The following is a 22,435-nucleotide window of genomic DNA, read 5'->3' as shown; positions in this document are numbered from 1 at the left end:
GGGCACCGGGACGGCTCAGGCCACCAGCAGCCGGTTCCCGTGGTGCCGCAGCCACGCCCGGTACGGCGGGGTGCCGAGCGCCACCTCCCGGTAGGCGGCGCGCAGGTCCTCGAAGACCTCCGCGTGCGCGCCCGGCCGCGTCGCGAGCAGCAGCCGCACGGCGAGGGGGTCCCCCGACAGCGGCCGGATGGCCATGTCCTCCCGCGGCCCGGACGTGGGCTGGCAGGGCGCCACGGCCTCGCCGGAGATGATCAGCGAGGTCGCCGTGTGGTAGTCGGCGTGCAGGACGGGCGGATCGAGTCCGGCTCCGACGAACACCCGCCGCAGACCGTCCCATTCGCCGTCGACGGAGGGGTCGACCGTCCACCGGTCGCGCGCGAGGTCGGCCAGCTTCACGATGGGCGAGCTCGCCGCCGGATGGTCCCGGGACATGGAGACGAACTGCGGCTCGCGCTCCATCAGCACGTGCAGTTGCAGTCCCGCCGGCACCCGCAGCGGGCTGCCCTCCACCTCGTGGACGAACGCCACGTCGAGCTGACCGGCGTCCACCATCCGCAGCAGCACGTTGGCCGAGACGTCGACGACCAGCGAGGTCTCGGCGTCCGGGTGTCTTCGGTGGAGCCTGCGCAGCCATCCCGGCAGGGCCCGGCTCGCGGTCGAGCCGATCCGCAGCCGCGGCCCGTGCGCGGCGGCCCGCGCCTCGGCGACCAGCGCCGCCATCTCGGCCAATAACGGTCGCGCCCGCCCGAGTACCGTGCGCCCGAAGGGGGTTGGCCGACAGCCGGTCCGCTCGCGCAGGAACAGCTCGCCGTCCAGCGCCCGTTCGATGCGCCGCAACTGGGTCGTCAGCGAGGGCTGGCTCACGCCGAGCTGCCGCGCGGCCTTGTGCAGACTGCCGGCATCGGCGATGGCGCACAGCGCGCGCAGGTGCCTCACCTCGAGCTCCATGACCCGAGAGTAGGGCGGCGCCGGTGGACCGCACCAGCCACCGATAGCCCCCCGAATCCCGCCATTCTCACTCCAGTTGGCCTACCGAAAACTTCCCGATAGGCCCGTGTTATCGGGCGCTGACATCATCCGCCGGCCCCTGGTGCTCCCGCAGACTCCGGTACCGAACGACCACCCCCACACCGGATGAGTAGGAGCTCCCCCACATGCGCCACTCCCGCAAGGCCACGCTGGCCGCCACCGTCGGTCTCGGCGTCGCCGCCGCGCTCGGCGGCATCGTCCCCACCGCCAGCGCCGCCGCCCCCGCCGGCACCCCCTCCTCCTACGCGGCGTACGAGCGCTCGCAGGAGAACGAGAGCGCCAACCGCGCCTTCTTCGACGCCGTGCAGCGCTCGGTCGCCGAGCAGCGCGCGGCGAACCCGGGCGCCCTCGCCGTGACCGTCACCTACAACACCCGCAGCGCGCCCAGCTTCCGTACCCAGATAGCCAACTCCACGCGGATCTGGAACAGCTCGGTGACCAACGTGAAGCTGCAGGAGGTGGCCTCCGGCGGGAACTTCTCGTACCGCGAGGGCAACGACTCCCGGGGCTCGTACGCGAGCACGGACGGGCACGGCCGGGGCTACATCTTCCTGGACTACCGGCAGAACCAGCAGTACAACTCCACCCGGGTGACCTCGCACGAGACCGGCCACGTGCTGGGGCTGCCGGACCACTACTCGGGTCCGTGCAGCGAGCTGATGTCGGGAGGCGGACCGGGCACCTCGTGCCAGAACGCCACCCCGAACAGCACCGAGCGGTCGCGCGTGAACCAGCTCTGGGCGAACGGTCTGGCCGCCTCGGGCCTCGGCTCGAAGGGCTGACCTTCGGGCTGACCTTCGGGCTGGCCTTCGGCTCGAAGGGCTGATCTTCGGCTCCAAGCGCTGACCATCGGCTCGTGAGCCCGTGGGCGGCCTCGCGGCCTCCCCGCGGTCCTCCGGAGGTGCCCCAGCGGGCCTCCGGAGGGACGTGGTCGACCCCTACGAACCACCCTCGACGGGGCTCCCGCGGCCCGGGCGCGTCTGCTGCTCGCGCCCGGCCCCGCGGGACGAGCGCCGCCCCGCGCGCGCCGCCACCGGCCACGCCTTCACGGCGGGCCGGTTTCCGCGCGTGCGGCGGGTCAGCGCTTGACGGTGTAGCTCGTGACGGTCTGGCCGCCGCCGAGGACGGTGCAGCCGGTCAGCTCCAGCGGACGCATCCCGAATCCGGCCCGGGACATCGGCATGCCGGTCCCCACGACGACCGGGTAGGTCTTCACGATGTACTCGTCGATCTCGTCGCCGAGCTGCCCGGCGAGATCGGCGCCGCCGCACAGCCAGATGCCGAGCCCGTCACGGGCCTTGAGCTCGCGGACCTTCGCGGCCACGTCCCCGGAGATCAGGGTCACCTGCGGATCGGGAGTCCCGACGAGGGTGCGCGAGACGACGTACTGCTCGCGCAGGTGCCCGTAGGGGCTGGTCATGCCCGCCTTGAGGCCCGGGTCGTAGGTGCGACGACCCATGAGGACCGCGTCGAACCGCTTCGGGGCGGCGTCCTCGATGCCGAGCTGGACGCGCCCCGCCGCGGAGATCGTCTCCGGGTACTCGGCCGTCAGGTGGGCGATGAACTCGGCGTCGAGGTGGCCGTAGAGGAAATCGGCGTCGCCGTCCGGGGCCCCGATGAAGCCGTCGACCGTGGTGGCGATGAAGTACGTGAGCTTGCGCAAGCGATTCTCTTCCACTGGACCGTGCCACCGCTCCGGGGCACGTCAAGCAAAGTACTTCACATGAAGTACTTTGCCCAGCCCCTTTTTCGGGGAACCCGGGACGGACGAACCTCAGCCCTGCGGCTTGCGCCACATCGGCCACATCTGCGGCCCCCCGGGCAGCCGCACCGTCCGGCCCGTGAACTCCCAGCCCAGCCGCTCGTACAGGCGCATGCTGCGCTCGCTGCTCGCCTCCAGGTAGGCGGGCACCCCGTCGCGGTCGCAACGCTCCAGCACCGGCCGGATCAGCTCGGTGCCCAGCCCCTCGCCCTGCCGGTCCGGCGCGACGGCGATCATCAGCAGGTACTCGTGCTCCTCGGCGGTCGGATGGACCTCCCCGGTGAGCCGGCCGACCAGCTCGCAGCGCTCGTTGTCGGGATCGGCCACCGCGCGCATCCGCGCCGGGACCTCGTCCTCGCCCTCCGGCTCGCCCGCCGGGACCCGCAGCCACAGCGCGGCCGCGGCGCCGTCGGCCGTACGGTCGACCCGGCCCTCCTCCAGGGCCACGTCGACGAAGACGCCGAGGAACTTGCCGTGAACGGCGGCCCGGTGTTCCGGATCGGGGAAGACCCAGGTGCTGACCGGGTCGTCCCGGAAGGCCTCGTCGAGCAGCCGCGCCACCGCGTCCCGCTCGGAATGATCCGCCTGACGTATCTCCAGCACCACAGGTCACACCCTTCACTCACGTGTCAACAACCGTGAATGATCCTAGAGTTGACGCTCCGGCGCAGAAAGGCCTGTTCCGGCACCACAGCGGTGCCGGAACAGGCCTCGGGCCCGCGAACCTGCCCTACGTGTTCGCTTCGCCGGGAGCCTCACTCCGCCCGGCGCGTCACTTCGTCCCGCGCGTCACTTCGTCCGGCGCGTGACGAACTCCGCCAGCGCCAGCAGGCCCCCCGCCGCCGCGAGGTCCGGGACGGCCCGGGACAGTTCCTGCACCGCCCGGCCCATCCGGTCGGCGGCGTGGGCCTGCGCCCAGTCCCGGCCACCCGCCCGGTCCACGGCGCGGGCCGCCCGTCGTACGTCGTCCGCGGTCATCGGCCCCGCGTACAGCGCCGCCAGGTCCGCCCCCGCCTCGGTGCCCGAGGTGAGGGCGGCCACGACCGGGAGGGACTTCTTGCGGGCGACCAGGTCGGCCCCGGCCGGCTTGCCGGTGTGTCCGGGATCGCCCCAGATGCCGATCAGGTCGTCGATCAACTGGAAGGCCAGCCCGGCCTCCCGGCCGAAGGCGTCCATCGCGTCGACCTCCTCCGGCCCGGCCCCCGCGTACAGCGCGCCCAGCGCGCACGCGCAACCGAGCAGGGCGCCGGTCTTGGCCGTCGCCATCGTGAGGCACTCGTCGAGGGAGACGTCCGGCCGGCGCTCGAAGGCGCAGTCCGCCTGCTGCCCCGCGCAGAGCTCGATGACGCAGGTCGCGAGCCGGGCCGAGGCCGCCGCCGAGGCCGGGTGCGGGTCCTCGGCGAGCTGCCGCAGCGCGAGCGCCATCATGGCGTCGCCCGTGATGACCGCGTCCGGGATGCCGAAGACGGTCCACGCCGTGGCCCGGCCCCGGCGCTGGACGTCCTTGTCGATGACGTCGTCGTGCAGCAGCGTGAAGTTGTGCGCCAACTCCACGGCCACCGCCGCCCGTACGGCGTCCTCGGCGACTCCGGGCGATCCGCCCACGGCCTGCGCCGAGGCCAGCACGAGCGCCGGCCGGATGGCCTTGCCCGCGTTGCCCGCGGCCGGCCTGCCGTCCGCCTCCTGCCAGCCGAAGTGGTACATGGCCACGTCCCGCATGGAGCCCGGCAGGCTCTCGACCGTCCGGCGCAGCCGCGGGTTGACCGTTTCCCTCGTGCGCTCCAGCAGGACCGCCGCTTCCTGTCCCTCGCCCGCGGCGACGGCGTTGGGGGTCATCAGCGCCAGCGGCCGATCTCGACGTTCTCCAGGACACCGAGCGCGTCCGGCACCAGTACCGCGGCGGAGAAGTAGGCGGTGACCAGGTACGAGATGATCGCCTGCTCGCTGATGCCCATGAACCGCACCGACAGGCTCGGCTCGATCTCGTCGGGGATCCCGGGCTGGTGCAGGCCGATCACACCCTGCTCCTCCTCGCCGGTGCGCATGCACAGGATGGAGGTCGTACGGGCGTCGCTGATCGGGATCTTGTTGGACGGGAAGATCGGCACGCCGCGCCAGGACGGCACCCGGTTCCCGCCGATGTCGATGGCCTCCGGATACAGGCCGCGCTTGTTGCACTCGCGGCCGAAGGCGGCGATGGCCTTGGGGTGCGCGAGGAACATCTTGGAGCCGCGCCGCATGCTCAGCAGCTGGTCCATGTCGTCGGGCGTGGGCGCGCCGTCGTGGGGCTGGATGCGCTGGTCGTATTCGGCGTTGTGCAACAGACCGAACTCGCGGTTGTTGAGCATCTCGTGCTCCTGGCGCTCGCGCAGCGCCTCGACCGTGAGCCGCAACTGCTGCTCGGTCTGGTTCATCGGCTGGTTGTACAGGTCGGCGACGCGGGTGTGCACGCGAAGGACCGTTTGTGCAATGGAGAGCTCGTACTCGCGCGGCGAACCCTCGTAGTCGACGAAGGTGCCGGGCAGCACGGCCTCGCCCTGGTGGCCGGCGGAGAGGTCGATCGCGGCCTCGCCGTACTTGTTGGTGCGCTGGGCGGGCGCGGTCCGGACTTCCTCGACGTGCTCGCGCAGGGAGTCGACCCGGTCGGCGAGGAGCTGGAAGTCCTGGCGGGACAGGACGAGGGCGGTGCCGGAGGTGGCGGCGCGGGCCGTGTACTCCCAGATGGCCTCGTCGTCGGTGAGGGCGTCCTCGCCGAAGTAGGCGCCGTCGGCGACGGTCCTCAGGACGGCGTCCTCGCCGTAGGGGCCGGGGCCGACGTGGTCGATGCGGCCGTGGGCGAGGAGGAAGACCTTGTCGGAGGTGTTGCCGAAGGAGGTGAGTTCCTGACCGGCCTCGAAGTCGACCTGCTGGCAGCGGGCGGCGAGTTCGGTGAGGACGGACTCGTCGTCGTAGTCGCGCAGCAGGGGCAGTTCGCCGAGTTCGGCGGGGATGACCTGGACCTGGGTCCCGGTCTTGATGAACTCGACGCGCCCGTCGCCGACCGAGTAGCTCAGCCTGCGGTTGACGCGGTACGTACCACCCTGCACGGGGACCCACGGGAGCATCTTCAGGAGCCACCGCGAGGTGATCTCCTGCATCTGCGGCGCGGACTTGGTCGTGGTTGCCAAGTTCCGCGCGGCCGAAGTGCCGAGACTGCGCTGCGGTGTCTGGGCTTCGGTTTCGGAACCTGCCTGGACCGACATGTCTTTCCCTTTCGATCACTCCATGGGTATGCGGTACGAAAGCCTTCCAGTACGCAACGCAGCCGGACCATTACACAAAAGGGTGGGACTACTCCGTGTGGGTGTGGGCATCCTCAGCGGTCCCACCTGTCCGCGCCGCCGGCGGCGGACCACTGTTTTCGGCCATTACGGGCAGGCCGCCCGCGCCCGACGGTCGCAACCCCCGGCTTTAACTTGAATCTCCCATGCAAGTTTCCTAGGCTACGGGCATGCGGCTGACGCGATTCACCGACCTGGCGCTGCGCGTGCTCATGCGCCTGGCCGTCGAGGAGGCGGACCTCCCCACGACCCGGGAAGTGGCCGCGACCATGCAGGTTCCGTACACCCACACCACCAAGGTGGTCGCCCGGCTCCAGCATCTGGGGCTGGTCGAGGCGCGCCGGGGCCGGGGCGGCGGGCTCGCGCTCACCCCCTCCGGCCGGGCCGCCTCGATCGGTGGCGTGGTGCGCGAACTGGAGGGCGCCGGCGATGTCGTGGACTGCGACGGCGCCACCCCCTGCCCGCTGCGCGGCGCGTGCGTCCTGCGCGGCGCGCTGCGCCGGGCCCAGGAGGCGTTCTTCGCCGCACTGGACCCGCTCACCGTGAATGACCTGGTGGCGAGCCCGACGGGCCCGCTGCTGCTGAGCCTCTCGGGCGGATCCGGCGCCGGCGCTCCGGGTCCGGCCTGAGGCGGGACCGAAGGCCCGCCGACGCGGGCCGGATGGCCGGTTCGGTCCGCCGCCCCGCCCGCCCGGGCCGGGAGCGCAGGGCGGTGCGAACAAACGTCCGCACCGTCACGGGCCTTTTTTTCGGCCCTTGAATATGCATGTCACATACCAATTACGCGAGGAGCTCCCATGCTGTCCGAGAAGTCGACCGCGACCGTACGCGCCACCCTGCCCGCCGTCGGGGCGGCGATCGGCGACATCACGGAGCTCTTCTACAGCAAGCTGTTCGCGGCCCACCCGGAGCTGCTCCGCGACCTGTTCAACCGCGGCAACCAGAACGCCGGCCTCCAGAAGCAGGCCCTCGCGGGCTCGATCGCCGCCTTCGCGACCCACCTGGTCGAGAACCCCGGCACCCGTCCCGACGTGATGCTCGGCCGCATCGCCCACAAGCACGCCTCGCTCGGCGTCACCCGCGAGCAGTACGCGGTGGTCCACACGCACCTCTTCGCGGCGATCGTCGAGATCCTCGGCGAGGCCGTCACCCCCGAGGTGGCCGAAGCCTGGGACGAGGTCTACTGGCTGATGGCCAACGCCCTCGCCGCCATCGAGGAGCGCCTGTACGCCGAGCGGCGGATCCTCGCCGGGGACGTGTGGCGGGAGTGGACGGTGGCCGCGCGCGTCGAGGAGACGGCGGACTGCGCCACCTTCCACCTGACCCCGGCCGACGGCGCCCCGGCCCCCGACTTCCGGCCGGGCCAGTACGTCTCCGTCCAGGTCGAACTCGCCGACGGGGCCCGCCAGATCCGCCAGTACAGCCTCTCCCGGGCCCCCGGTTCCCCGATCCGCGCGATCACCGTCAAGCGCGTCCACGGCCCGGCGGCCGGCGGTCCCGACGGTGAGGTCTCGAACCACCTGCACGCCCGGGTCCGCACCGGCGACCGGCTGCGCGTCTCGGCCCCGTACGGGGACCTGGTCCTGCGGGACGGCTCCGCGCCCGTGCTGCTCGCGTCGGCCGGCATCGGCTGCACCCCGATGCTGTCGATGCTGGAGCACCTGGCCGAGACGGGCCACGCCGCGCCCGTCAGCGTCCTGCACGCCGACCGCTCCCCCGCCGACCACGCCCTGCGCGCCGACCACCGCGCCCTCACCCACAAGCTCGCCGACGCCTCGGCGCGCTTTTGGTACGAGGAGTCGGCGGAGCCCGGCGACGCCACCGGCCTCGTCGACCTGACGGACGTCCCCGTCGCCCCCGGCACCACCGCCTACCTGTGCGGACCGCTGCCGTTCATGCGGGCGGTGCGCGCGCAGCTGATCGCCAAGGGGGTGCCGGCGTCGGACATCCACTACGAGGTGTTCGGCCCGGACCTGTGGCTGGCATCGGCCTGACGGCCGGCCGGAACCGCTCGCTCGGCGTACGAACGCCCTAGCCCCGGAAGGGCCGCCTCCGCTACACCGGAACGTAACGAGACGCACACTGAGCGTGTCTCTCACGCACCGCAAAGGAGGCGGCCATGGCCGCACCCATGTCCGCGGACCGTTTCATCACAGCACTCCGGCGCGAGGGCCTGACCGTCGTCGAGGTCGGCGCCTGGCGCACCCACAACCGCAACCACAAGGGCCCCTGGGGCCCCGTGCACGGGGTGATGATCCACCACACCGTCACCCACGGCACCCCGTACACCGTCGCCCTCTGCCGCGACGGACACCCGGACCTGCCCGGCCCGCTCTGCCACGGCGTCATCGCCAAGGACGGCCGGGTCCACCTCGTCGGCCACGGCCGGACCAACCACGCCGGCTCCGGCGACTCCGACGTCCTGGCCGCCGTCATCGCCGAGAAGCGCCTGCCCGTCGACCACGCGGCGAACACCGACGGCAACCGCCACTTCTACGGCTTCGAGTGCGAGAACCTCGGCGACGGCAAGGACCCCTGGCCCGCCGTCCAACTCGACGCCATCGCCCGCGCGGCGGCCGCCGTCTGCCGCTTCCACGGCTGGACCGCCCCGTCGGTCATCGGCCACCTCGAATGGCAACCCGGCAAGGTCGACCCCAGGGGCTTCACGATGGCCTCGATGAGAGCCCGCGTGGCGGAACGCCTCAAGTGACCGGCCGCCCCGCGCCCCGTCCGGGCCGACAATGAAGGGGTGAGTCACCCCGAACTGCGTCCGCGTCCGCCCTCCCCGTTGGTCGAGGTGGTCGACGAGCGGTTCGCCGTGCGCGGGGTCCGGCTGTTGCTCAAGCGGGACGACCTGGTGCATCCGGAGCTGCCCGGCAACAAGTGGCGCAAGCTCGCGCCCAACCTCCGGGCCGCCCTGGAGGCGGGTCACGGGGAGGTCGTGACCTTCGGCGGGGCCTACTCCAACCACCTGCGGGCCACCGCTGCCGCCGGTCGGCTGCTCGGACTGCGCACCACCGGCATCGTGCGCGGGGACGAACTCGCCGACCGGCCCCTCAACGACTCCCTCTCCCGGTGCGCGGCGGACGGCATGCGGTTGCGCTTCGTGACCCGCTCCGACTACCGCCGCAAGGCGGAGCCCCGGACGCGGGACCGGCTGCTGGCCGAGGCCGGCGCCGCCGGCGCGTACGTCGTCCCCGAGGGCGGCAGCAACGCCCTCGCCCTGCGGGGCTGCGCCGGGCTGGGCCACGAGCTGCGCGGGGCGGCCGACGTGGTGGCGGTGGCCTGCGGCACGGGCGGCACCCTCGCCGGCCTGGCCGCCGGCCTCGACCCCGGCCAGCGGGCACTCGGCGTACCGGTCCTCGCGGGCGGTTTCCTGGGGGCGGAGATACGTTCCCTCCAGGAGGCCGCCTTCGGCGGGCCGGCCGGTGACTGGAGCCTGGCCGAGGGCTTCGACCACGGCGGTTACGCCCGCGTCCCGGACGCCCTGGAAGCCTTCGCCGCCGACTTCGGGGCCCGTCACGGGTTCCCCGTCGAACGGATCTACGTGGCGAAGCTGCTGTGGGCCCTGGTCGCCCTCACCGAATCGGGAGCCTTCCCCGACGGCACCACCCTGGCCGCCGTCGTCACGGGCCGGCCGTGACCCGCCGCGTCCGCGGCCGGCGGGACCGCCCCGCCACCGGCGGCCCCCGACCGCACCCGCCGACGGCTCCGGACCGGCCGGCGAGCGCCGCGTCCGCGACGGTCAGGCGGACTCCTCCCGGTAGGCCGCCGCCTCCTCCAGGTCCAGCCGGCGCAGCAGGGCGCGCAGCATCTCGTCGTCGATGCGGCGGGCGTCGCGCAGGGCGACGAACACCTCCCGCTCGGCGGCGATCATCTCCCGCGCCAGCCTGCGGTAGACGTCGTCGGCCGACTCCCCCGTCTGCGCGTTGACCTCCCCCAGCCGCTCCCACACCGCGTTGCGGCGGCGCTCCAGCACCGTGCGCAGCCGTTCCACCAGCGGCGGCGGCAGCGCGTTGTGCTCCGAGTCCTCCAACAGCTCCGCCAGCCGCTCCTCCGCCGCCCGCGAGGCCTCGCTCTGCGCCTGCGCCTCGGCGAGCGTCTCGGCGCGCACGTCGCGGGGCGGCAGCTTCAGCAGCTTGATCAGCGGCGGCAGCGTCAGGCCCTGGACGACCAGGGTCCCGATGACGGTCGTGAAGGTGAGGAAGAGGATCAGGTTCCGGTGGGGAACGTCCAGCGGTACGGAGAAGGCGATCGCCAGCGACACGACGCCCCGCATGCCGGCCCAACCGACGATCACCGGGGCCTTCCAGTTGGTCTCCGGTTCCCGCCGCCGGATCCGCTCGGAGAGCCAACGCGGCAGGAACGTCGCGGGGAACACCCACAGGAACCGGGCGGCGACCACCGCGAGGAAGACCAGGACGGCGTACCAGGCCACGGACGAGGGCTCGTACTCGTCCAGGCCCTTGAGGACCACCGGCAGCTGGAGTCCGATCAGCGCGAAGACCACCGACTCCAGGACGAAGGCGACCACCTTCCACACCGCCTCCTCCTGGAGCCGGGTGGCGAAGTCGACCTGCCAGTTGCGGTGTCCGAGGTACAGGGCGACGACGACGACGGCCAGCACCCCCGAGGCGTGCACCCGCTCGGCCGCCGCGTACGCCACGAACGGGATCAGCAGCGACAGGGTGTTCTGGAGCAGGGGTTCCTTCAGCCGCTTGCGCAGTTGGTGGATCGGCACCATCAGCAACAGGCCCACGCCGACCCCGCCGACGGAGGCCAGCAGGAACTCCGCGATCCCGCCGGCCCAGCCCGCGCTCACCCCGACGGCCGCGGCGAGCGCCACCTTGTACGCGGTGATGGCCGTCGCGTCGTTGACCAGCGACTCGCCCTGCAGGATGGTCGTGATCCGGTTCGGCAGCCCCAACTTGCGGGCGATCGCGGTCGCCGCCACCGCGTCCGGCGGGGCGATCACCGCGCCCAGCACCAGCGCCACGGGCAGCGACAGGCCCGGCACGAGCAGGTACGCCGCGTAGCCGACGGCCAGCGTCGCGAAGAGGACGTACCCCACCGACAGCAGCGCGACCGGCCGGATGTTGGCGCGCAGGTCGAGGTACGAGCTGTCGACCGCGGCCGTGTGCAGCAACGGCGGCAGCAGCAACGGCAGCACGATGTGCGGGTCCAGGACGTACGGCGGCACGCCCGGGACGTACGCGGCGATCAGTCCGACCGCGACGAGCAGCAGCGGCGCGGGCACCGGCGTGCGGCGGGCCAGACCCGCCACCGCCGCGCTCCCGGCCACCAGCGCCACCAGCGGCAATACCTCCATGACGATCCACCCTCATCGCGTCGTGCACCCGCACCCTGGTCGTACGCTGGCCATCATGAGCGAGTGCACCCACGTTGCAGAACTGCCGCGCCCCGAGCCTGTCCCTCGTGCGATGACATGCCCGGAATGTCTGGCACTCGGGAGTCATCCGGTGCAATTGCGGATGTGCCTGGGGTGCGGATACGTGGCGTGCTGCGACTCCTCCCCCCACCGGCACGCCACCGCGCACCACCAGGAGTCCGGTCACCCGGTGATGCGAAGCTTCGAGCCGGGGGAGACCTGGCGATGGTGCTTTGTCGACGGTTCGATCGTCTGAACCGGGGTAGGTCAACCCTCCGCCGGTTCCCCCGAATTGGGCCCGCAGACCTCTAGCCACTGTGCGTACCCATGGGCTTACCATCAGTCACTGGACGCACGGCCGGCCGGCCCGGGCGCCCCCGAAAGGGGCGCTGTGAGGGGTGCCGCGACACGATCACCCGGATCGCGATAGCGTCACCGGCGAACAGAGCTCGTACCACCTTGGAGGTGAGGGTGTCCCAGATCGCAGGCGAGCCCGGGACCCAGGACTTCGTGGAAGTCCGGCTGCCCGCTGCGGGTGCCTACCTGTCCGTGTTGCGAACGGCCACGGCCGGCCTCGCAGCCCGTTTGGACTTCACTCTCGACGAGATCGAGGACCTCCGCATCGCGGTGGACGAGGCCTGCGCGATCCTGCTCCAGCAGGCCGTGCCCGGCTCCGTCCTCAGCTGCGTCTTCCGGTTGGTGGACGATTCGCTGGAGGTGACCGTCTCGGCGCCGACCACCGACGGCCGCGCGCCGGAGCGCGACACGTTCGCGTGGACGGTCCTGTCGGCGCTGGCCGGCAAGGTCGAGGCGACGGTCGAGGAGAACCGGACGGTGAGCATCAGTCTCTACAAACAGCGCGGCGCGGGGCCAGGCCCGGTGTGAGCGGCGGGGAGATCCCGGTGCGGGGCGGGGATCGGCCCCGGGTACGGCACGAGGTCGACGGCGGCATTCCGGAACAGCAGCACGCCCGGCCGCACCCGGCTGACGCGGATGCGGAAGACGGCTTTTTGGACTCGGCGGAGCGACGGGCGGGCCCTATGAGCGAGAACCAGCACGACCAACCACAGCCACCGGAGGTCGCTGCCACGGCCCCGGCGGTGCCGGCCGCGCCCGTGGCGCTGCCGGATCCGCGGGACCGCAGCGGTGCGCGGGCCCTGTTCTTCGAGCTGCGCGAGCTGCCCGAGGGCTCACCGGAGCGCGCGGAACTGCGCAACCGGCTGGTCCGGATGCACCTGCCGCTGGTCGAGCACCTGGCACGGCGGTTCCGCAACCGAGGGGAGCCGCTGGACGACCTGACGCAGGTCGCCACGATCGGCCTGATCAAGTCGGTGGACCGGTTCGACCCGGACCGCGGCGTCGAGTTCTCGACGTACGCCACACCGACCGTGGTCGGCGAGATCAAGCGGCACTTCCGCGACAAGGGCTGGGCGGTACGCGTCCCCCGCCGCCTGCAGGAGCTGCGGTTGTCGTTGACCACGGCCACGGCCGAGCTGTCGCAGCAGCACGGCCGCTCGCCGACGGTGCACGAGCTGGCCGAACGGCTCGGGATCTCCGAGGAGGAGGTGCTGGAGGGGCTGGAATCGGCCAACGCCTACAGCACGCTCTCCCTGGACGTACCGGACACGGACGACGAGTCCCCGGCCGTCGCGGACACCCTGGGCTCGGAGGACGAGGCGCTGGAGGGCGTCGAGTACCGGGAGTCCCTCAAGCCGTTGCTGGAGGGACTGCCGCCGCGGGAGAAACGGATCCTGTTGCTGCGGTTCTTCGGCAACATGACCCAGTCGCAGATCGCGCAGGAGGTCGGCATCTCCCAGATGCACGTGTCCCGGCTGCTGGCCCGCACCCTGGCCCAGCTCCGGGAGAAGCTCCTCGTGGAGGAGTAGCCCGCGGTACGGGAGGAGCGGGGTTATCGGGCCTGTTCGCCGGGCCCGATGCCGAGCGCCTCGGTGGCCGTCGGGTTCACCAGCAGGGCGGCGACGGCGACGGCTGCCAGGGCCAGTGCCACGGCGGCGGCCGTCATCGCGCCGCCGGTGGTCCACAGGGTCCACGCCACCGGCATCGCCATGAGCTGTGTGATCAGCGCCGGGCCGCGGCTCCAGCGGCGGCCCAGCCGCAGCCCCCGCGCGGCGACGAGCGGAAGCGCGGCGAGCGCGAGCAGGGTCACACCGCCGGTCTCGGCCTGCTGCGGGGAGTCGGGGTCGCCGGCGATGCCGACGAACAGCATGTAGACGCCCAGCCCGGCCAGGGCCAGACCCTCCAGGGCGGTGAGCACGGCGGCCGCCGTGAGCCGTCGGGGCAGCGCCGCGGGGGCGGCGACCGCGGCGGCGGGGACGTTCGGGGTCTGCTGACGGCTCTGCTTCTTGCTCACCCCAGCAGGGTAGCCGCGCGCCGCCGGCGCGGTACGGGACGGTCGGTAGGGAATGGCGGAGGAGGGGTGGGTACTCTGGCGGTCATGCGTGCACTCCTCGTGGCCAACCCAGCAGCGACGACGACCAGTGCGCGCACGCGCGACGTCCTGACCCACGCGCTGGCCAGCGAGATGAAGCTGGAGGCGGTCACGACCGAGTACCGGGGCCACGCCCGTGACCTGGGCCGCAAGGCCGCGCACGAGGGTCTCGACCTGGTGGTGGCCCTCGGCGGCGACGGCACGGTCAACGAGGTGGTCAACGGTCTCCTGCACGACGGACCCGACCCCGACCGGCTGCCGAAGCTGGCGGTGGTCCCCGGTGGATCGACGAACGTCTTCGCCCGGGCGCTCGGCCTGCCGAACGACGCGGTCGAGGCGACCGGCGCCCTCCTGGACGCACTGCGCGAGGAACGCGAGCGGACGGTGGGCCTCGGCCTGGCGGCCGGCTCGCCCGGCACCGAGGACGAATCGGTCCCGGCGCGCTGGTTCACGTTCTGCGCGGGCTTCGGCTTCGACGCGGGCGTGGTGGGGCGGGTCGAGCAGCAGCGCGAACGCGGCAAGCGTTCGACGCACGCCCTGTACGTGCGGCAGCTCATGCGTCAGTTCTGGGAGGAGCCGAACCGCAGGAACGGCACGGTGACGCTGGAGCGTCCCGGCCAGGATCCGGTGACGGACCTGGTGCTCTCGATAGTCTGCAACACCTCCCCCTGGACGTACCTGGGGAACCGGCCCCTCTACGCCTCCCCGGAGGCCTCGTTCGATACCGCGCTTGACGTATTGGCACTCAATCGTTTGTCAACTCCGGCGGTCGCCCGGTACGCCACGCAGCTCCTGACCTCGACTCCTGAGCGCGGTCCGCACGGCAAGCACGCGGTGTCTCTGCACGATCTGACCGACTTCACCTTGCATTCGAAGGTCCCGCTGCCCTTCCAGATGGACGGCGATCACCTCGGACTGCGCACCAGCGTTCGGTTCACAGGCGTACGCCGGGCACTGCGTGTGATTGTGTGAGTGGAAGGGCCAAAAGTCCTTTCACTCGAACGTTTACACGCCGGTCCACCCCTAGGAACTAGGGCTGTGACCTAGTAGACACCGACGAATCCAAAAAAACTTTCCGGAAGGGGTTGTATCCCCGTCCGAGGTTTGCGAATCTCTACATGGCGATCGGGACAGCCCGCAGCACCCGGCACCCACACAGAGCGCCAGAACCCCTCCACGCATCTCGGACCGCACCAGGCAACTGGGCGTCGGCCCTTCCCTCACGGGGGGATTCGTGAAAGCGTTCACATTCACAAGCAACCTGCCCGCAATACAAGGAGATGGAGCAGCCATGGACTGGCGTCACAACGCCGTTTGTCGTGAGGAAGACCCGGAACTCTTCTTCCCCATCGGCAACACCGGTCCTGCGCTGCTGCAGATCGAGGAAGCCAAGGCCGTCTGCCGCCGCTGCCCCGTCATGGAGCAGTGCCTGCAGTGGGCGCTCGAGTCCGGTCAGGACTCCGGCGTCTGGGGCGGTCTCAGCGAGGACGAGCGCCGCGCGATGAAGCGCCGCGCCGCTCGCAATCGGGCGCGCAACGCCACCGCCTGACATCGACTTTCGAGCCTCGAGCCGCAGCGCGTAGTACCCATAGCAGCGCTCAGCAACGTGCTCTTGAGCCCCGGACCGGGACTCCCCCAGCCACCCGCTGGAGGTGCCCCGGTCCGGGGCTCAGTGCTTTGTCCGGGCCTCCGTCCGGCGGCGGTGACCGCTTTCGGCCCGTCACGTTGAGTGACGATCCGGGGGGCTACTTCTGGGAGCTGGACGGCACGTCGAGGACCACCTTGGTGCCGCGCGGCTCGGCCCGCAGCATGTCGAAGGTGCCGCCGAGCTCCCCCTCCACGAGGGTCCGTACGATCTGGAGCCCGAGGTTGCCGGCGCGCTGGGGGTCGAACCCCTCGGGCAGGCCGCAGCCGTCGTCGAGCACGGTGATCAGGAGCCGGCCGTCGGCCCGGCCGCTGCCCGAACGGATCGCGGCCACCTCGACCGTGCCGCCCTCCCCCTGGGTGAAGGCGTGTTCCAGCGCGTTCTGGAGCACCTCCGTCAGCACCATCGACAGCGGAGTGGCGACCTCCGCGTCCAGGATGCCGAAGCGGCCGGTGCGCCGGCAGGCCACCTTGCCTGGGGAGATCTCGGCGACCATCGCGATCACGCGGTCGGCGATCTCGTCGAACTCCACCCGCTCGTCGAGGTTCTGAGACAGCGTCTCGTGCACGATCGCGATCGAACCGACGCGGCGCACCGCCTCGTTCAGCGCCTCGCGGGCGTTCTCCGAATCCATCCGCCGGGCCTGGAGCCGCAGGAGCGCCGCCACCGTCTGGAGGTTGTTCTTCACCCGGTGGTGGATCTCCCGGATGGTCGCGTCCTTGGTGATCAGTTCGCGTTCGCGACGGCGCAGTTCGGTGACGTCGCGGCACAGCACGAGGGAACCGATGCGGGTCCCCTTGGGCTTGAGGGGGATCGCGCGCAGTTGGATGACCCCGCTGGTGCCCTCGACCTCGGTCTCCCGGGGCGCCCAGCCGCTGGCCAGCTTCACCAGCGCCTCGTCCACCGGGCCGCGGGACGGGGCCAGTTCGGCGGTGGTGGTGCCCAGGTGCTGGCCCACCAGGTCGGCGGCGAGGCCGAGCCGGTGGTAGGCGGAGAGGGCGTTCGGGGACGCGTACGTCACCACCCCCTCGGCGTCGAGCCGGATGAGGCCGTCCCCGACGCGCGGGGAGGCGTCCATGTCGACCTGCTGGCCGGGGTACGGGAAGGAGCCCGCCGCGATCATCTGGGCGAGGTCGGAGGCGGACTGGAGGTAGGTCAGCTCCAGCCGGCTCGGTGTACGCACAGTGAGCAGGTTGGTGTTGCGGGCGATGACGCCGAGCACCCGGCCCTCGCGGCGCACGGGGATCGACTCGACGCGGACGGGTACCTCCTCGCGCCACTCCGGGTCCCCCTCGCGCACGATCCGGCCCTCGTCGAGGGCGGCGTCCAGGAGCGGACGGCGGCCGCGCGGCACCAGGTGGCCGACCATGTCGTCCTGGTACGAGGTGGGGCCGGTGTTCGGGCGCATCTGCGCGACGGACACGTACCGGGAGCCGTCGAGGGTGGGCACCCACAGCACGAGGTCGGCGAAGGACAGGTCGGAGAGCAGCTGCCACTCCGAGACCAGCAGATGGAGCCACTCCAGTTCGGCTTCACTGAGAGCGGTGTGCTGGCGTACGAGGTCGTTCATGGAGGGCACCTGGCGAGCGTACCCCGGGTACGGCCATGACTTTCCCCACGCGAATACCCAGGAGTACCCACGAGGGGCCCGGTCCGCGTACTGTTGGAGGAAGTGACGGGATGAAGACACCCGCCATTGGATGGACAGAGCAGAATGGTCTAGTCCACAATTGAGTCAGGCTTCCGCCCTCCCCGCACAGGAGGACGGATAGAGGTAACCGCGCGCTCTGCCCTGACCGCGCAGGCACCTCCCAACCGGCCGCCGGGAACCGCACACCCGACGGCCGTAAGTACTCCGGGCTACGGTGCCGGGCGGGTCGAGGGTCCCTCCCTGCACCGTGGCCCAGAGGAATTTCAGGGCCGAATTCCGGGCCCCATTTCAGGAATTGCCGCAGTGGATCTTTCCCGGCGGATCAGTTCACGCGGATCGCGTCACGCCGGCCAGGCCAGCATCGCCCGCGCCGCGACCGCTTCCAGTTCTTCCCGGCTCGCCCCGTCGCGCGACTGCACGGACATTCCCTGGATCACGGCTCCCGCGTAGCGGGCCAGCGCACCGGCATCGGTGTCGGCGGGGAGCACCCCGGCGGCGACGTCCGCGCGGATCCGGCTCTCGAACATCAGCAGGTTGGCGTGGCGCCGCAGGCGCAGGGCCTGCGCCACCTCTTCGCTGGTGGTGTTCACCGCCGCGCTGATCACCATGCAACCCGGCGGGTGGGCCGGGTCCGTGTAGACCTCGGCGGCCTCGAACAGGATGCGCCGTACGGCGTCCCGGGCGGTGGGCTCCTCGGCCATGGCCACGCTCGCGAAGTCGCCGTAGCGGCCCCCGTACACCACGACGACCTCGTCGAAGAGCTTGCGCTTGTCGCCGAAGGCCGCGTAGAGGCTGGGCGCGCTGATGCCCAGGGAGGCGGTCAGGTCGGAGATGGACGTCGCCTCGTAGCCGCGCTCCCAGAAGGCGAACATGGCCTTGTCGAGGGCGGCGTCGCGGTCGAAGGAGCGGGGCCTGCCGCGCTGTCCGGTCACCATGCCCGGATTCTATAGCGGTCGCTAGCGAATCTGGTACCGTCCCTTTCTGTAGCGACCACTAGCGAATGCTGAAGGGGGGCGCGTCATGGGCGTGCTCAAGGGGAAGACGGCACTGGTCACGGGCGGCAGCAGGGGGATCGGACGGGCGGTCGCGCAGCGGCTGGCCCGCGACGGAGCCCTGGTCGCGGTGCACTACGGACACGACGAGGTGGCGGCGGCGGAGACCGTCGCCGCGATCGGGGCCGCGGGGGGAACGGCCTTCCCGATCCGCGCGGAGCTCGGGGTGCCGGGCGACGCGCAGGCGCTCTGGGCGGCGTACGAGGCCCATCCGCTGGCCACGGAGCACGTGGACGTCCTGGTGAACAACGCCGGCGCGGCGGCCTTCGCCGGCATCGCGGACACGGACGAGGAGACCTTCCGGCGGGTCCAGTCCCTCAACGCCCGGGCGCCGTTCTTCGTGATCAAGCACGGGCTGGCGCGGCTCCGGGACGGGGGTCGGATCGTGAACGTCACCGGCACCCCCCACCTGGCACTGCCCGCGATCCTCGCCACCGTCATGGCCAAGGGGGCGGTGAACGCCCTGACCGTGTCCCTGGCCGCCGAACTCGCCCCGCGCGGGATCACCGTGAACTCGGTCGGCCCCGGCATCACCGAGACCGACCTGAACGCCGCGCTGCTCTCCGATCCCGGGACCCGGGAACACCTCGCCGCCCGGTCCGTCTTCCGCCGGGTGGGCACCGCCGGCGAGGTGGCGGACGTGGTCGCCTTCCTCGCCTCGCCGGACTCCCGCTGGGTCACCGGCCAGCACCTCGATGCCACGGGCGGGCTCCAGCTCTCGCTGGTCTGAGGCCGCTCCGAGCGCGGCCGGGGCGGCGGGTCCCGGCCTCCCGGCCGGGACCCCGGGGGCAGCGCCCGGGAGGCCGGGAGGGGCGGACGGGATCACCATGGATTGCGGGCGAAGGCCCGCCACGGACGGCCCCACTCTGCTAGATTGGTCTATACCACATTCCGACCGTCCCCCTCTCAGATCGGCAGGCCCAGCGTGGAAGTTGTCATCGTCCCGGACGCCAAGGCAGGCGGCGAACTCATCGCGGAGGCCATGGCCGCCCTGGTCCGCCGCAAGCCCGACGCCCTGCTCGGCGTGGCGACCGGCTCCACCCCGCTGCCCATCTACGAAGCCCTCGCGGCCAAGGTCAAGGCCGGCCTGGTCGATGCCGCCCGGGCGCGCGTCTGCCAGCTCGACGAGTACGTCGGCCTCCCGGCCGGGCACCCCGAGTCCTACCGCGCCGTCGTGCTCCGCGAGGTCGTGGAGCCCCTCGGCCTGTCCGAGGCCTCCTTCATGGGCCCGGACGGCTCCGCCGAGGACATCGTCGGCGCCTGTGACGCCTACGACCGCGCCCTCGCCGAGGCCGGCGGCGTGGACCTCCAGCTGCTGGGCATCGGCACCGACGGCCACATCGGCTTCAACGAGCCGTGCTCCTCGCTGGCCTCCCGGACCCGGATCAAGACGCTGACGCAGCAGACCCGCGTCGACAACGCGCGCTTCTTCGACGACGACATCGACCAGGTGCCGCACCACGTCATCACCCAGGGCATCGGAACCATCCTCGACGCCCGTCACCTGGTCCTGCTGGCCACCGGCGAGGGCAAGGCCGAGGCGGTCGCGCAGACCGTGGAGGGGCCGCTCTCCGCCCTCGTCCCGGCCTCCGCGCTCCAGCTGCACCGGCACGCCACGGTCGTCGTCGACGAGGCCGCCGCCTCGAAGCTGAAGCTCGCCGACTACTTCCGTCAGACCTGGGCCGACAAGCCGGCCTGGCAGGGCCTGTAGGCCACACCGGCACGGCGAAAGGGCCGGGCCCCCCTCCTCGGGGGCCCGGCCCTTTCGCACGTCCGGCTCCGGCCCGCGCGGGGCCGGCGGCGCCTACGCGCCCGCGATGATCTCGGCGGCCGCCCGGCCGCAGACGCGGGAGGCGCCGTGCGTGGCGAGGTACAGGGCCCCGCGCGGCGCGGCGAGCGGTACGCCCATCTCGACGACCACGGTGTCCGGGCGCGCCGCCACCAGGGCGTCCAGGACCTCGCTCATCCACGGGTGCCGGTGCGCGTCGCGGACCACCGCGACGACGGTGCGGGCGCCGGCGGCCGCGAGGACGTCCCCGGCGGTGGAGCCCTTCGGGTAGACGCCCGCCTCCGTGTCCGGGACCAGCGCGGCCAGCTCCGCGGCCACTCCCCACGGGGTCTCGTCGCCCACGGCGATGTTCGGGACGGGGGTGAGCGTGGCGACGTACGGGGCGGCGACCGGGGTGGCGGCGCCCGTGACGACCACGGCCCGGCGGGCCGCCGTCAGGCCGATGCCGGACGCGCCGCTCCCCTCCGCCGGCGCGTCCGGCCGGGCCCGACGGGACCACTGCGCGAGGGCGCGCACCCGGGTGGCGGCGTCGGCGAGCCGCTCCTGCGGCAGCGCGCCCTCGCGGACGGCGGCCACGAGCGCGTCGCGCAGGCGCAGCACGGTGGCCTCGTCGGCGAGCCCGCCGCCGACGCAGATGGCATCGGCGCCGGCCGCGATGGCCAGCACCGAGCCGCGTTCGATGCCGTACGTCCCGGCGATGGCGTTCATCTCCATGCCGTCGGTGACGATGAGGCCCTCGTAGCCGAGCTCCTTGCGGAGCAGGCCGGTCAGGATCTGCGGGCTGAGGGTGGCCGGGCGGGTCGGGTCGAGGGCGGGCACGAGGATGTGCGCGCTCATGACCGCCTTGCTGCCGGCCTCGATGGCCGCCTTGAAGGGGACCAGTTCGCGGGCCTGGAGGGTGTCCAGGTCGACGTCGATGCGGGGCAGCGCGTGGTGCGAGTCGACGTTGGTGTCGCCGTGGCCCGGGAAGTGCTTGGTGCAGGCGGCGACGCCGGCGGCCTGGAGGCCCTCGACGTAGGCGGCGGTGTGCCGGGCGGCGAGGGCGGTGTCCGCGCCGAAGGAACGGACCCCGATGACGGGGTTGTTCGGGTTGGAGTTGACGTCCGCGGACGGCGCCCAGTTGAGGTTGACCCCGCACTCGGCGAGGCGGCGGCCCAGCTCGCGGGCCACGTCACGGGTGAGGTCGGTGTCGTCGACGGCGCCCAGCGCGAGGTTGCCGGGGAAGGACGAGCCGCCCCGCACTTCCAGGCGGGTGACGTCGCCGCCCTCCTCGTCGATGGCGACGAGTACGTCGTCGCGCTCGGCGCGCAGCTGCGCGGTGAGGGCGGAGAGCTGGGCGGCGGAGGTGATGTTGCGGCCGAAGAGGCCCACGGCGGTGAGGCCTTCGGCGACCTGGCGCAGCAGCCAGGCGGGGGCGGTGGTGCCCTCGAAGCCGGGCTGGAGGACCGCGAGGGCGTCGCGGGTCACCGTATCCGTGCGGTGCGCAAGGACAGTCATGTCGGCCGTTATCCCTTCACGGCGCCGGCGGTCATGCCGCCGACGGCCTTGCGCTGGAGGAAGATGAAGATCAGCAGGACCGGGACCGCGAAGAGCGAGGACGCGGCCATGGTGGCGCCCCAGTCGTTGCCGAAGGCGGTCTGGAACTCGGTCAGCCACAGCGGGAGGGTCTGCGAGGTCTTGTCCTTGTTCAGGATCAGGACCATCGCGAACTCGTTCCAGGCGGTGATGAAGCCGAAGAGCGAGGTGGACATCAGACCGGGGGCCAGCAGCGGGAAGATCACCTTGCGGAAGGCCTGGCCGCGGGTGCAGCCGTCGATCTGGGCCGCCTCCTCCAGGGTCACCGGGACGGCGGCGATGAATCCGCGCAGGGTCCAGATGGTGAAGGGGAGGACCATCACGAAGTAGATGGCGGTCAGCACGCCGATGCTGTTCAGCATCTCGGCGTCGCGGACGATCATGTACATCGCGATGACCATGACCTCCCAGGGGGCCATCTGGGCCATCATCACGGCGAGCACGAGGCCCTTGCGGCCCTTGAACTTCATGCGGGCGATGGCGAAGCTCGCGGCGAGGGCGACGAGCAGGGCCAGCACGACCGCGCAGACGGTGACGATGAGGCTGTTGGTGACGTACGACCAGAAGTTGTCGACGCCGGTGGCCTTGTCGAAGTTCTTCAGCGTCGGCGTGAAGACGAAGACCGGGTCCTTGCTGAGCATCTCGCTCTGCGGCTTGAGCGCCGAGGAGAACATCCAGTAGACCGGGAAGACGAAGACGAGGGCCAGCAGGAGGGCGCCGACGTTCTTGGCGACGGTCCCGGGGCGCAGCGGCCGGCGGGTGCGCAGCCGCTGG

General features: G+C 72.0%; 23 protein-coding genes. 12 read left to right on the top strand and 11 right to left on the bottom strand.

Annotated features, from left to right (window positions below; genetic code table 11):
* Positions 1 to 15: 15 nt before the first annotated feature.
* Positions 16 to 948, bottom strand: coding sequence for a LysR substrate-binding domain-containing protein (locus ACFY0I_RS02810; RefSeq protein ID WP_388889146.1), 933 nt, complete (start codon positions 946 to 948; stop codon positions 16 to 18).
* Positions 949 to 1,154: 206 nt separating this feature from the next.
* Here ACFY0I_RS02810 and snpA point away from each other — a divergent pair, with 206 nt between their 5' ends.
* Positions 1,155 to 1,811, top strand: coding sequence for a snapalysin (snpA, locus tag ACFY0I_RS02805; protein ID WP_388889143.1), 657 nt, complete (start codon positions 1,155 to 1,157; stop codon positions 1,809 to 1,811).
* A gap of 296 nt (positions 1,812 to 2,107) precedes the next feature.
* Here the strand turns inward: snpA and ACFY0I_RS02800 are convergent, their stop codons facing one another.
* The 4 genes from ACFY0I_RS02800 to ACFY0I_RS02785 form a co-directional block, all read right to left on the bottom strand.
* The gene (locus ACFY0I_RS02800) at positions 2,108 to 2,692 is read right to left on the bottom strand and encodes a dihydrofolate reductase family protein (protein WP_388889141.1); all 585 of its coding nucleotides are present in this window, start codon (positions 2,690 to 2,692) and stop codon (positions 2,108 to 2,110) included.
* 111 nt (positions 2,693 to 2,803) lie between these two features.
* Positions 2,804 to 3,397, bottom strand: coding sequence for a GNAT family N-acetyltransferase (locus tag ACFY0I_RS02795; RefSeq protein ID WP_388889138.1), 594 nt, complete (start codon positions 3,395 to 3,397; stop codon positions 2,804 to 2,806).
* A 183-nt stretch (positions 3,398 to 3,580) separates the two neighbouring features.
* The gene (locus ACFY0I_RS02790) at positions 3,581 to 4,627 is read right to left on the bottom strand and encodes a family 2 encapsulin nanocompartment cargo protein polyprenyl transferase (RefSeq protein WP_388889135.1); all 1,047 of its coding nucleotides are present in this window, start codon (positions 4,625 to 4,627) and stop codon (positions 3,581 to 3,583) included.
* Positions 4,627 to 6,033: a family 2B encapsulin nanocompartment shell protein gene (locus ACFY0I_RS02785; RefSeq protein WP_388889133.1), complete on the bottom strand. Its 1,407-nt coding sequence runs from the start codon at positions 6,031 to 6,033 to the stop codon at positions 4,627 to 4,629. Before ACFY0I_RS02785 ends, ACFY0I_RS02790 begins: the two co-directional genes overlap by 1 nt.
* Positions 6,034 to 6,281: 248 nt before the next feature.
* Here ACFY0I_RS02785 and ACFY0I_RS02780 point away from each other — a divergent pair, with 248 nt between their 5' ends.
* The 4 genes from ACFY0I_RS02780 (at position 6,282) to ACFY0I_RS02765 (ending at position 9,754) form a co-directional block, all read left to right on the top strand.
* Complete coding sequence (locus ACFY0I_RS02780) at positions 6,282 to 6,740, top strand: RrF2 family transcriptional regulator (RefSeq protein WP_388889130.1); 459 nt, start codon at positions 6,282 to 6,284, stop codon at positions 6,738 to 6,740.
* A 168-nt stretch (positions 6,741 to 6,908) separates the two neighbouring features.
* Positions 6,909 to 8,105 carry a globin domain-containing protein gene (locus tag ACFY0I_RS02775; RefSeq protein WP_388889128.1) on the top strand — a complete coding sequence of 399 codons (1,197 nt, stop codon included), beginning with the start codon at positions 6,909 to 6,911 and terminating at the stop codon, positions 8,103 to 8,105.
* 125 nt (positions 8,106 to 8,230) lie between these two features.
* Complete coding sequence (locus ACFY0I_RS02770; RefSeq protein ID WP_388889126.1) at positions 8,231 to 8,821, top strand: N-acetylmuramoyl-L-alanine amidase; 591 nt, start codon at positions 8,231 to 8,233, stop codon at positions 8,819 to 8,821.
* Between the two features lie 39 nt (positions 8,822 to 8,860).
* Complete coding sequence (locus ACFY0I_RS02765) at positions 8,861 to 9,754, top strand: 1-aminocyclopropane-1-carboxylate deaminase/D-cysteine desulfhydrase (RefSeq protein ID WP_388889123.1); 894 nt, start codon at positions 8,861 to 8,863, stop codon at positions 9,752 to 9,754.
* A 102-nt stretch (positions 9,755 to 9,856) separates the two neighbouring features.
* Here ACFY0I_RS02765 and ACFY0I_RS02760 read toward each other — a convergent pair whose 3' ends face one another.
* Positions 9,857 to 11,440 (bottom strand): Na+/H+ antiporter, encoded by a 1,584-nt coding sequence (locus ACFY0I_RS02760; protein WP_388889120.1) that lies wholly within the window; start codon positions 11,438 to 11,440, stop codon positions 9,857 to 9,859.
* Between the two features lie 55 nt (positions 11,441 to 11,495).
* Between ACFY0I_RS02760 and ACFY0I_RS02755 the strand changes: the two genes are divergently transcribed.
* The 3 genes from ACFY0I_RS02755 (at position 11,496) to ACFY0I_RS02745 (ending at position 13,386) form a co-directional block, all read left to right on the top strand.
* Positions 11,496 to 11,756: a UBP-type zinc finger domain-containing protein gene (locus tag ACFY0I_RS02755; protein WP_388889117.1), complete on the top strand. Its 261-nt coding sequence runs from the start codon at positions 11,496 to 11,498 to the stop codon at positions 11,754 to 11,756.
* 215 nt (positions 11,757 to 11,971) lie between these two features.
* Positions 11,972 to 12,385, top strand: coding sequence for an anti-sigma regulatory factor (locus ACFY0I_RS02750; protein ID WP_281208104.1), 414 nt, complete (start codon positions 11,972 to 11,974; stop codon positions 12,383 to 12,385).
* An 11-nt stretch (positions 12,386 to 12,396) separates the two neighbouring features.
* Entirely contained in the window at positions 12,397 to 13,386 is a 990-nt protein-coding gene (locus tag ACFY0I_RS02745; RefSeq protein WP_388889337.1) for an RNA polymerase sigma factor SigF, read from the top strand.
* Positions 13,387 to 13,409: 23 nt separating this feature from the next.
* Here the strand turns inward: ACFY0I_RS02745 and ACFY0I_RS02740 are convergent, their stop codons facing one another.
* Entirely contained in the window at positions 13,410 to 13,871 is a 462-nt protein-coding gene (locus ACFY0I_RS02740; RefSeq protein WP_388889113.1) for a hypothetical protein, read from the bottom strand.
* 84 nt (positions 13,872 to 13,955) lie between these two features.
* Here ACFY0I_RS02740 and ACFY0I_RS02735 point away from each other — a divergent pair, with 84 nt between their 5' ends.
* Together ACFY0I_RS02735 and ACFY0I_RS02730 are read left to right on the top strand one after the other, a co-directional pair.
* Positions 13,956 to 14,921 (top strand): diacylglycerol/lipid kinase family protein, encoded by a 966-nt coding sequence (locus tag ACFY0I_RS02735; protein WP_388889111.1) that lies wholly within the window; start codon positions 13,956 to 13,958, stop codon positions 14,919 to 14,921.
* 319 nt (positions 14,922 to 15,240) lie between these two features.
* Entirely contained in the window at positions 15,241 to 15,498 is a 258-nt protein-coding gene (locus ACFY0I_RS02730; RefSeq protein ID WP_004937597.1) for a WhiB family transcriptional regulator, read from the top strand.
* 196 nt (positions 15,499 to 15,694) lie between these two features.
* Here ACFY0I_RS02730 and ACFY0I_RS02725 read toward each other — a convergent pair whose 3' ends face one another.
* On the bottom strand, positions 15,695 to 17,164 hold the full coding sequence (locus tag ACFY0I_RS02725) for a sensor histidine kinase (RefSeq protein WP_388889334.1): 1,470 nt from the start codon (positions 17,162 to 17,164) through the stop codon (positions 15,695 to 15,697).
* Between the two features lie 422 nt (positions 17,165 to 17,586).
* Positions 17,587 to 18,180: a TetR/AcrR family transcriptional regulator gene (locus tag ACFY0I_RS02720; protein WP_388889108.1), complete on the bottom strand. Its 594-nt coding sequence runs from the start codon at positions 18,178 to 18,180 to the stop codon at positions 17,587 to 17,589.
* Positions 18,181 to 18,265: 85 nt separating this feature from the next.
* On the opposite strand from ACFY0I_RS02720, the gene ACFY0I_RS02715 reads away from it, so the two are divergent.
* Both ACFY0I_RS02715 and nagB read left to right on the top strand, forming a co-directional pair.
* Positions 18,266 to 19,027 carry an SDR family NAD(P)-dependent oxidoreductase gene (locus tag ACFY0I_RS02715; protein WP_388889105.1) on the top strand — a complete coding sequence of 254 codons (762 nt, stop codon included), beginning with the start codon at positions 18,266 to 18,268 and terminating at the stop codon, positions 19,025 to 19,027.
* 195 nt (positions 19,028 to 19,222) lie between these two features.
* Positions 19,223 to 20,008 carry a glucosamine-6-phosphate deaminase gene (gene nagB, locus ACFY0I_RS02710; protein WP_388889102.1) on the top strand — a complete coding sequence of 262 codons (786 nt, stop codon included), beginning with the start codon at positions 19,223 to 19,225 and terminating at the stop codon, positions 20,006 to 20,008.
* A 93-nt stretch (positions 20,009 to 20,101) separates the two neighbouring features.
* Here the strand turns inward: nagB and ACFY0I_RS02705 are convergent, their stop codons facing one another.
* Both ACFY0I_RS02705 and ACFY0I_RS02700 read right to left on the bottom strand, forming a co-directional pair.
* Entirely contained in the window at positions 20,102 to 21,583 is a 1,482-nt protein-coding gene (locus ACFY0I_RS02705) for a glycoside hydrolase family 3 protein (RefSeq protein WP_388889100.1), read from the bottom strand.
* Positions 21,584 to 21,591: 8 nt separating this feature from the next.
* Entirely contained in the window at positions 21,592 to 22,428 is an 837-nt protein-coding gene (locus tag ACFY0I_RS02700) for a carbohydrate ABC transporter permease (RefSeq protein ID WP_388889332.1), read from the bottom strand.
* Between the last annotated feature and the right edge of the window lie 7 nt (positions 22,429 to 22,435).

The organism is Streptomyces sp. NPDC001568 (assembly GCF_042893755.1).
GTDB lineage: Bacteria > Actinomycetota > Actinomycetes > Streptomycetales > Streptomycetaceae > Streptomyces.
Note: the sequence above shows the minus strand (reverse complement) of the source record. Positions and strands in the feature narration are given on the sequence as shown.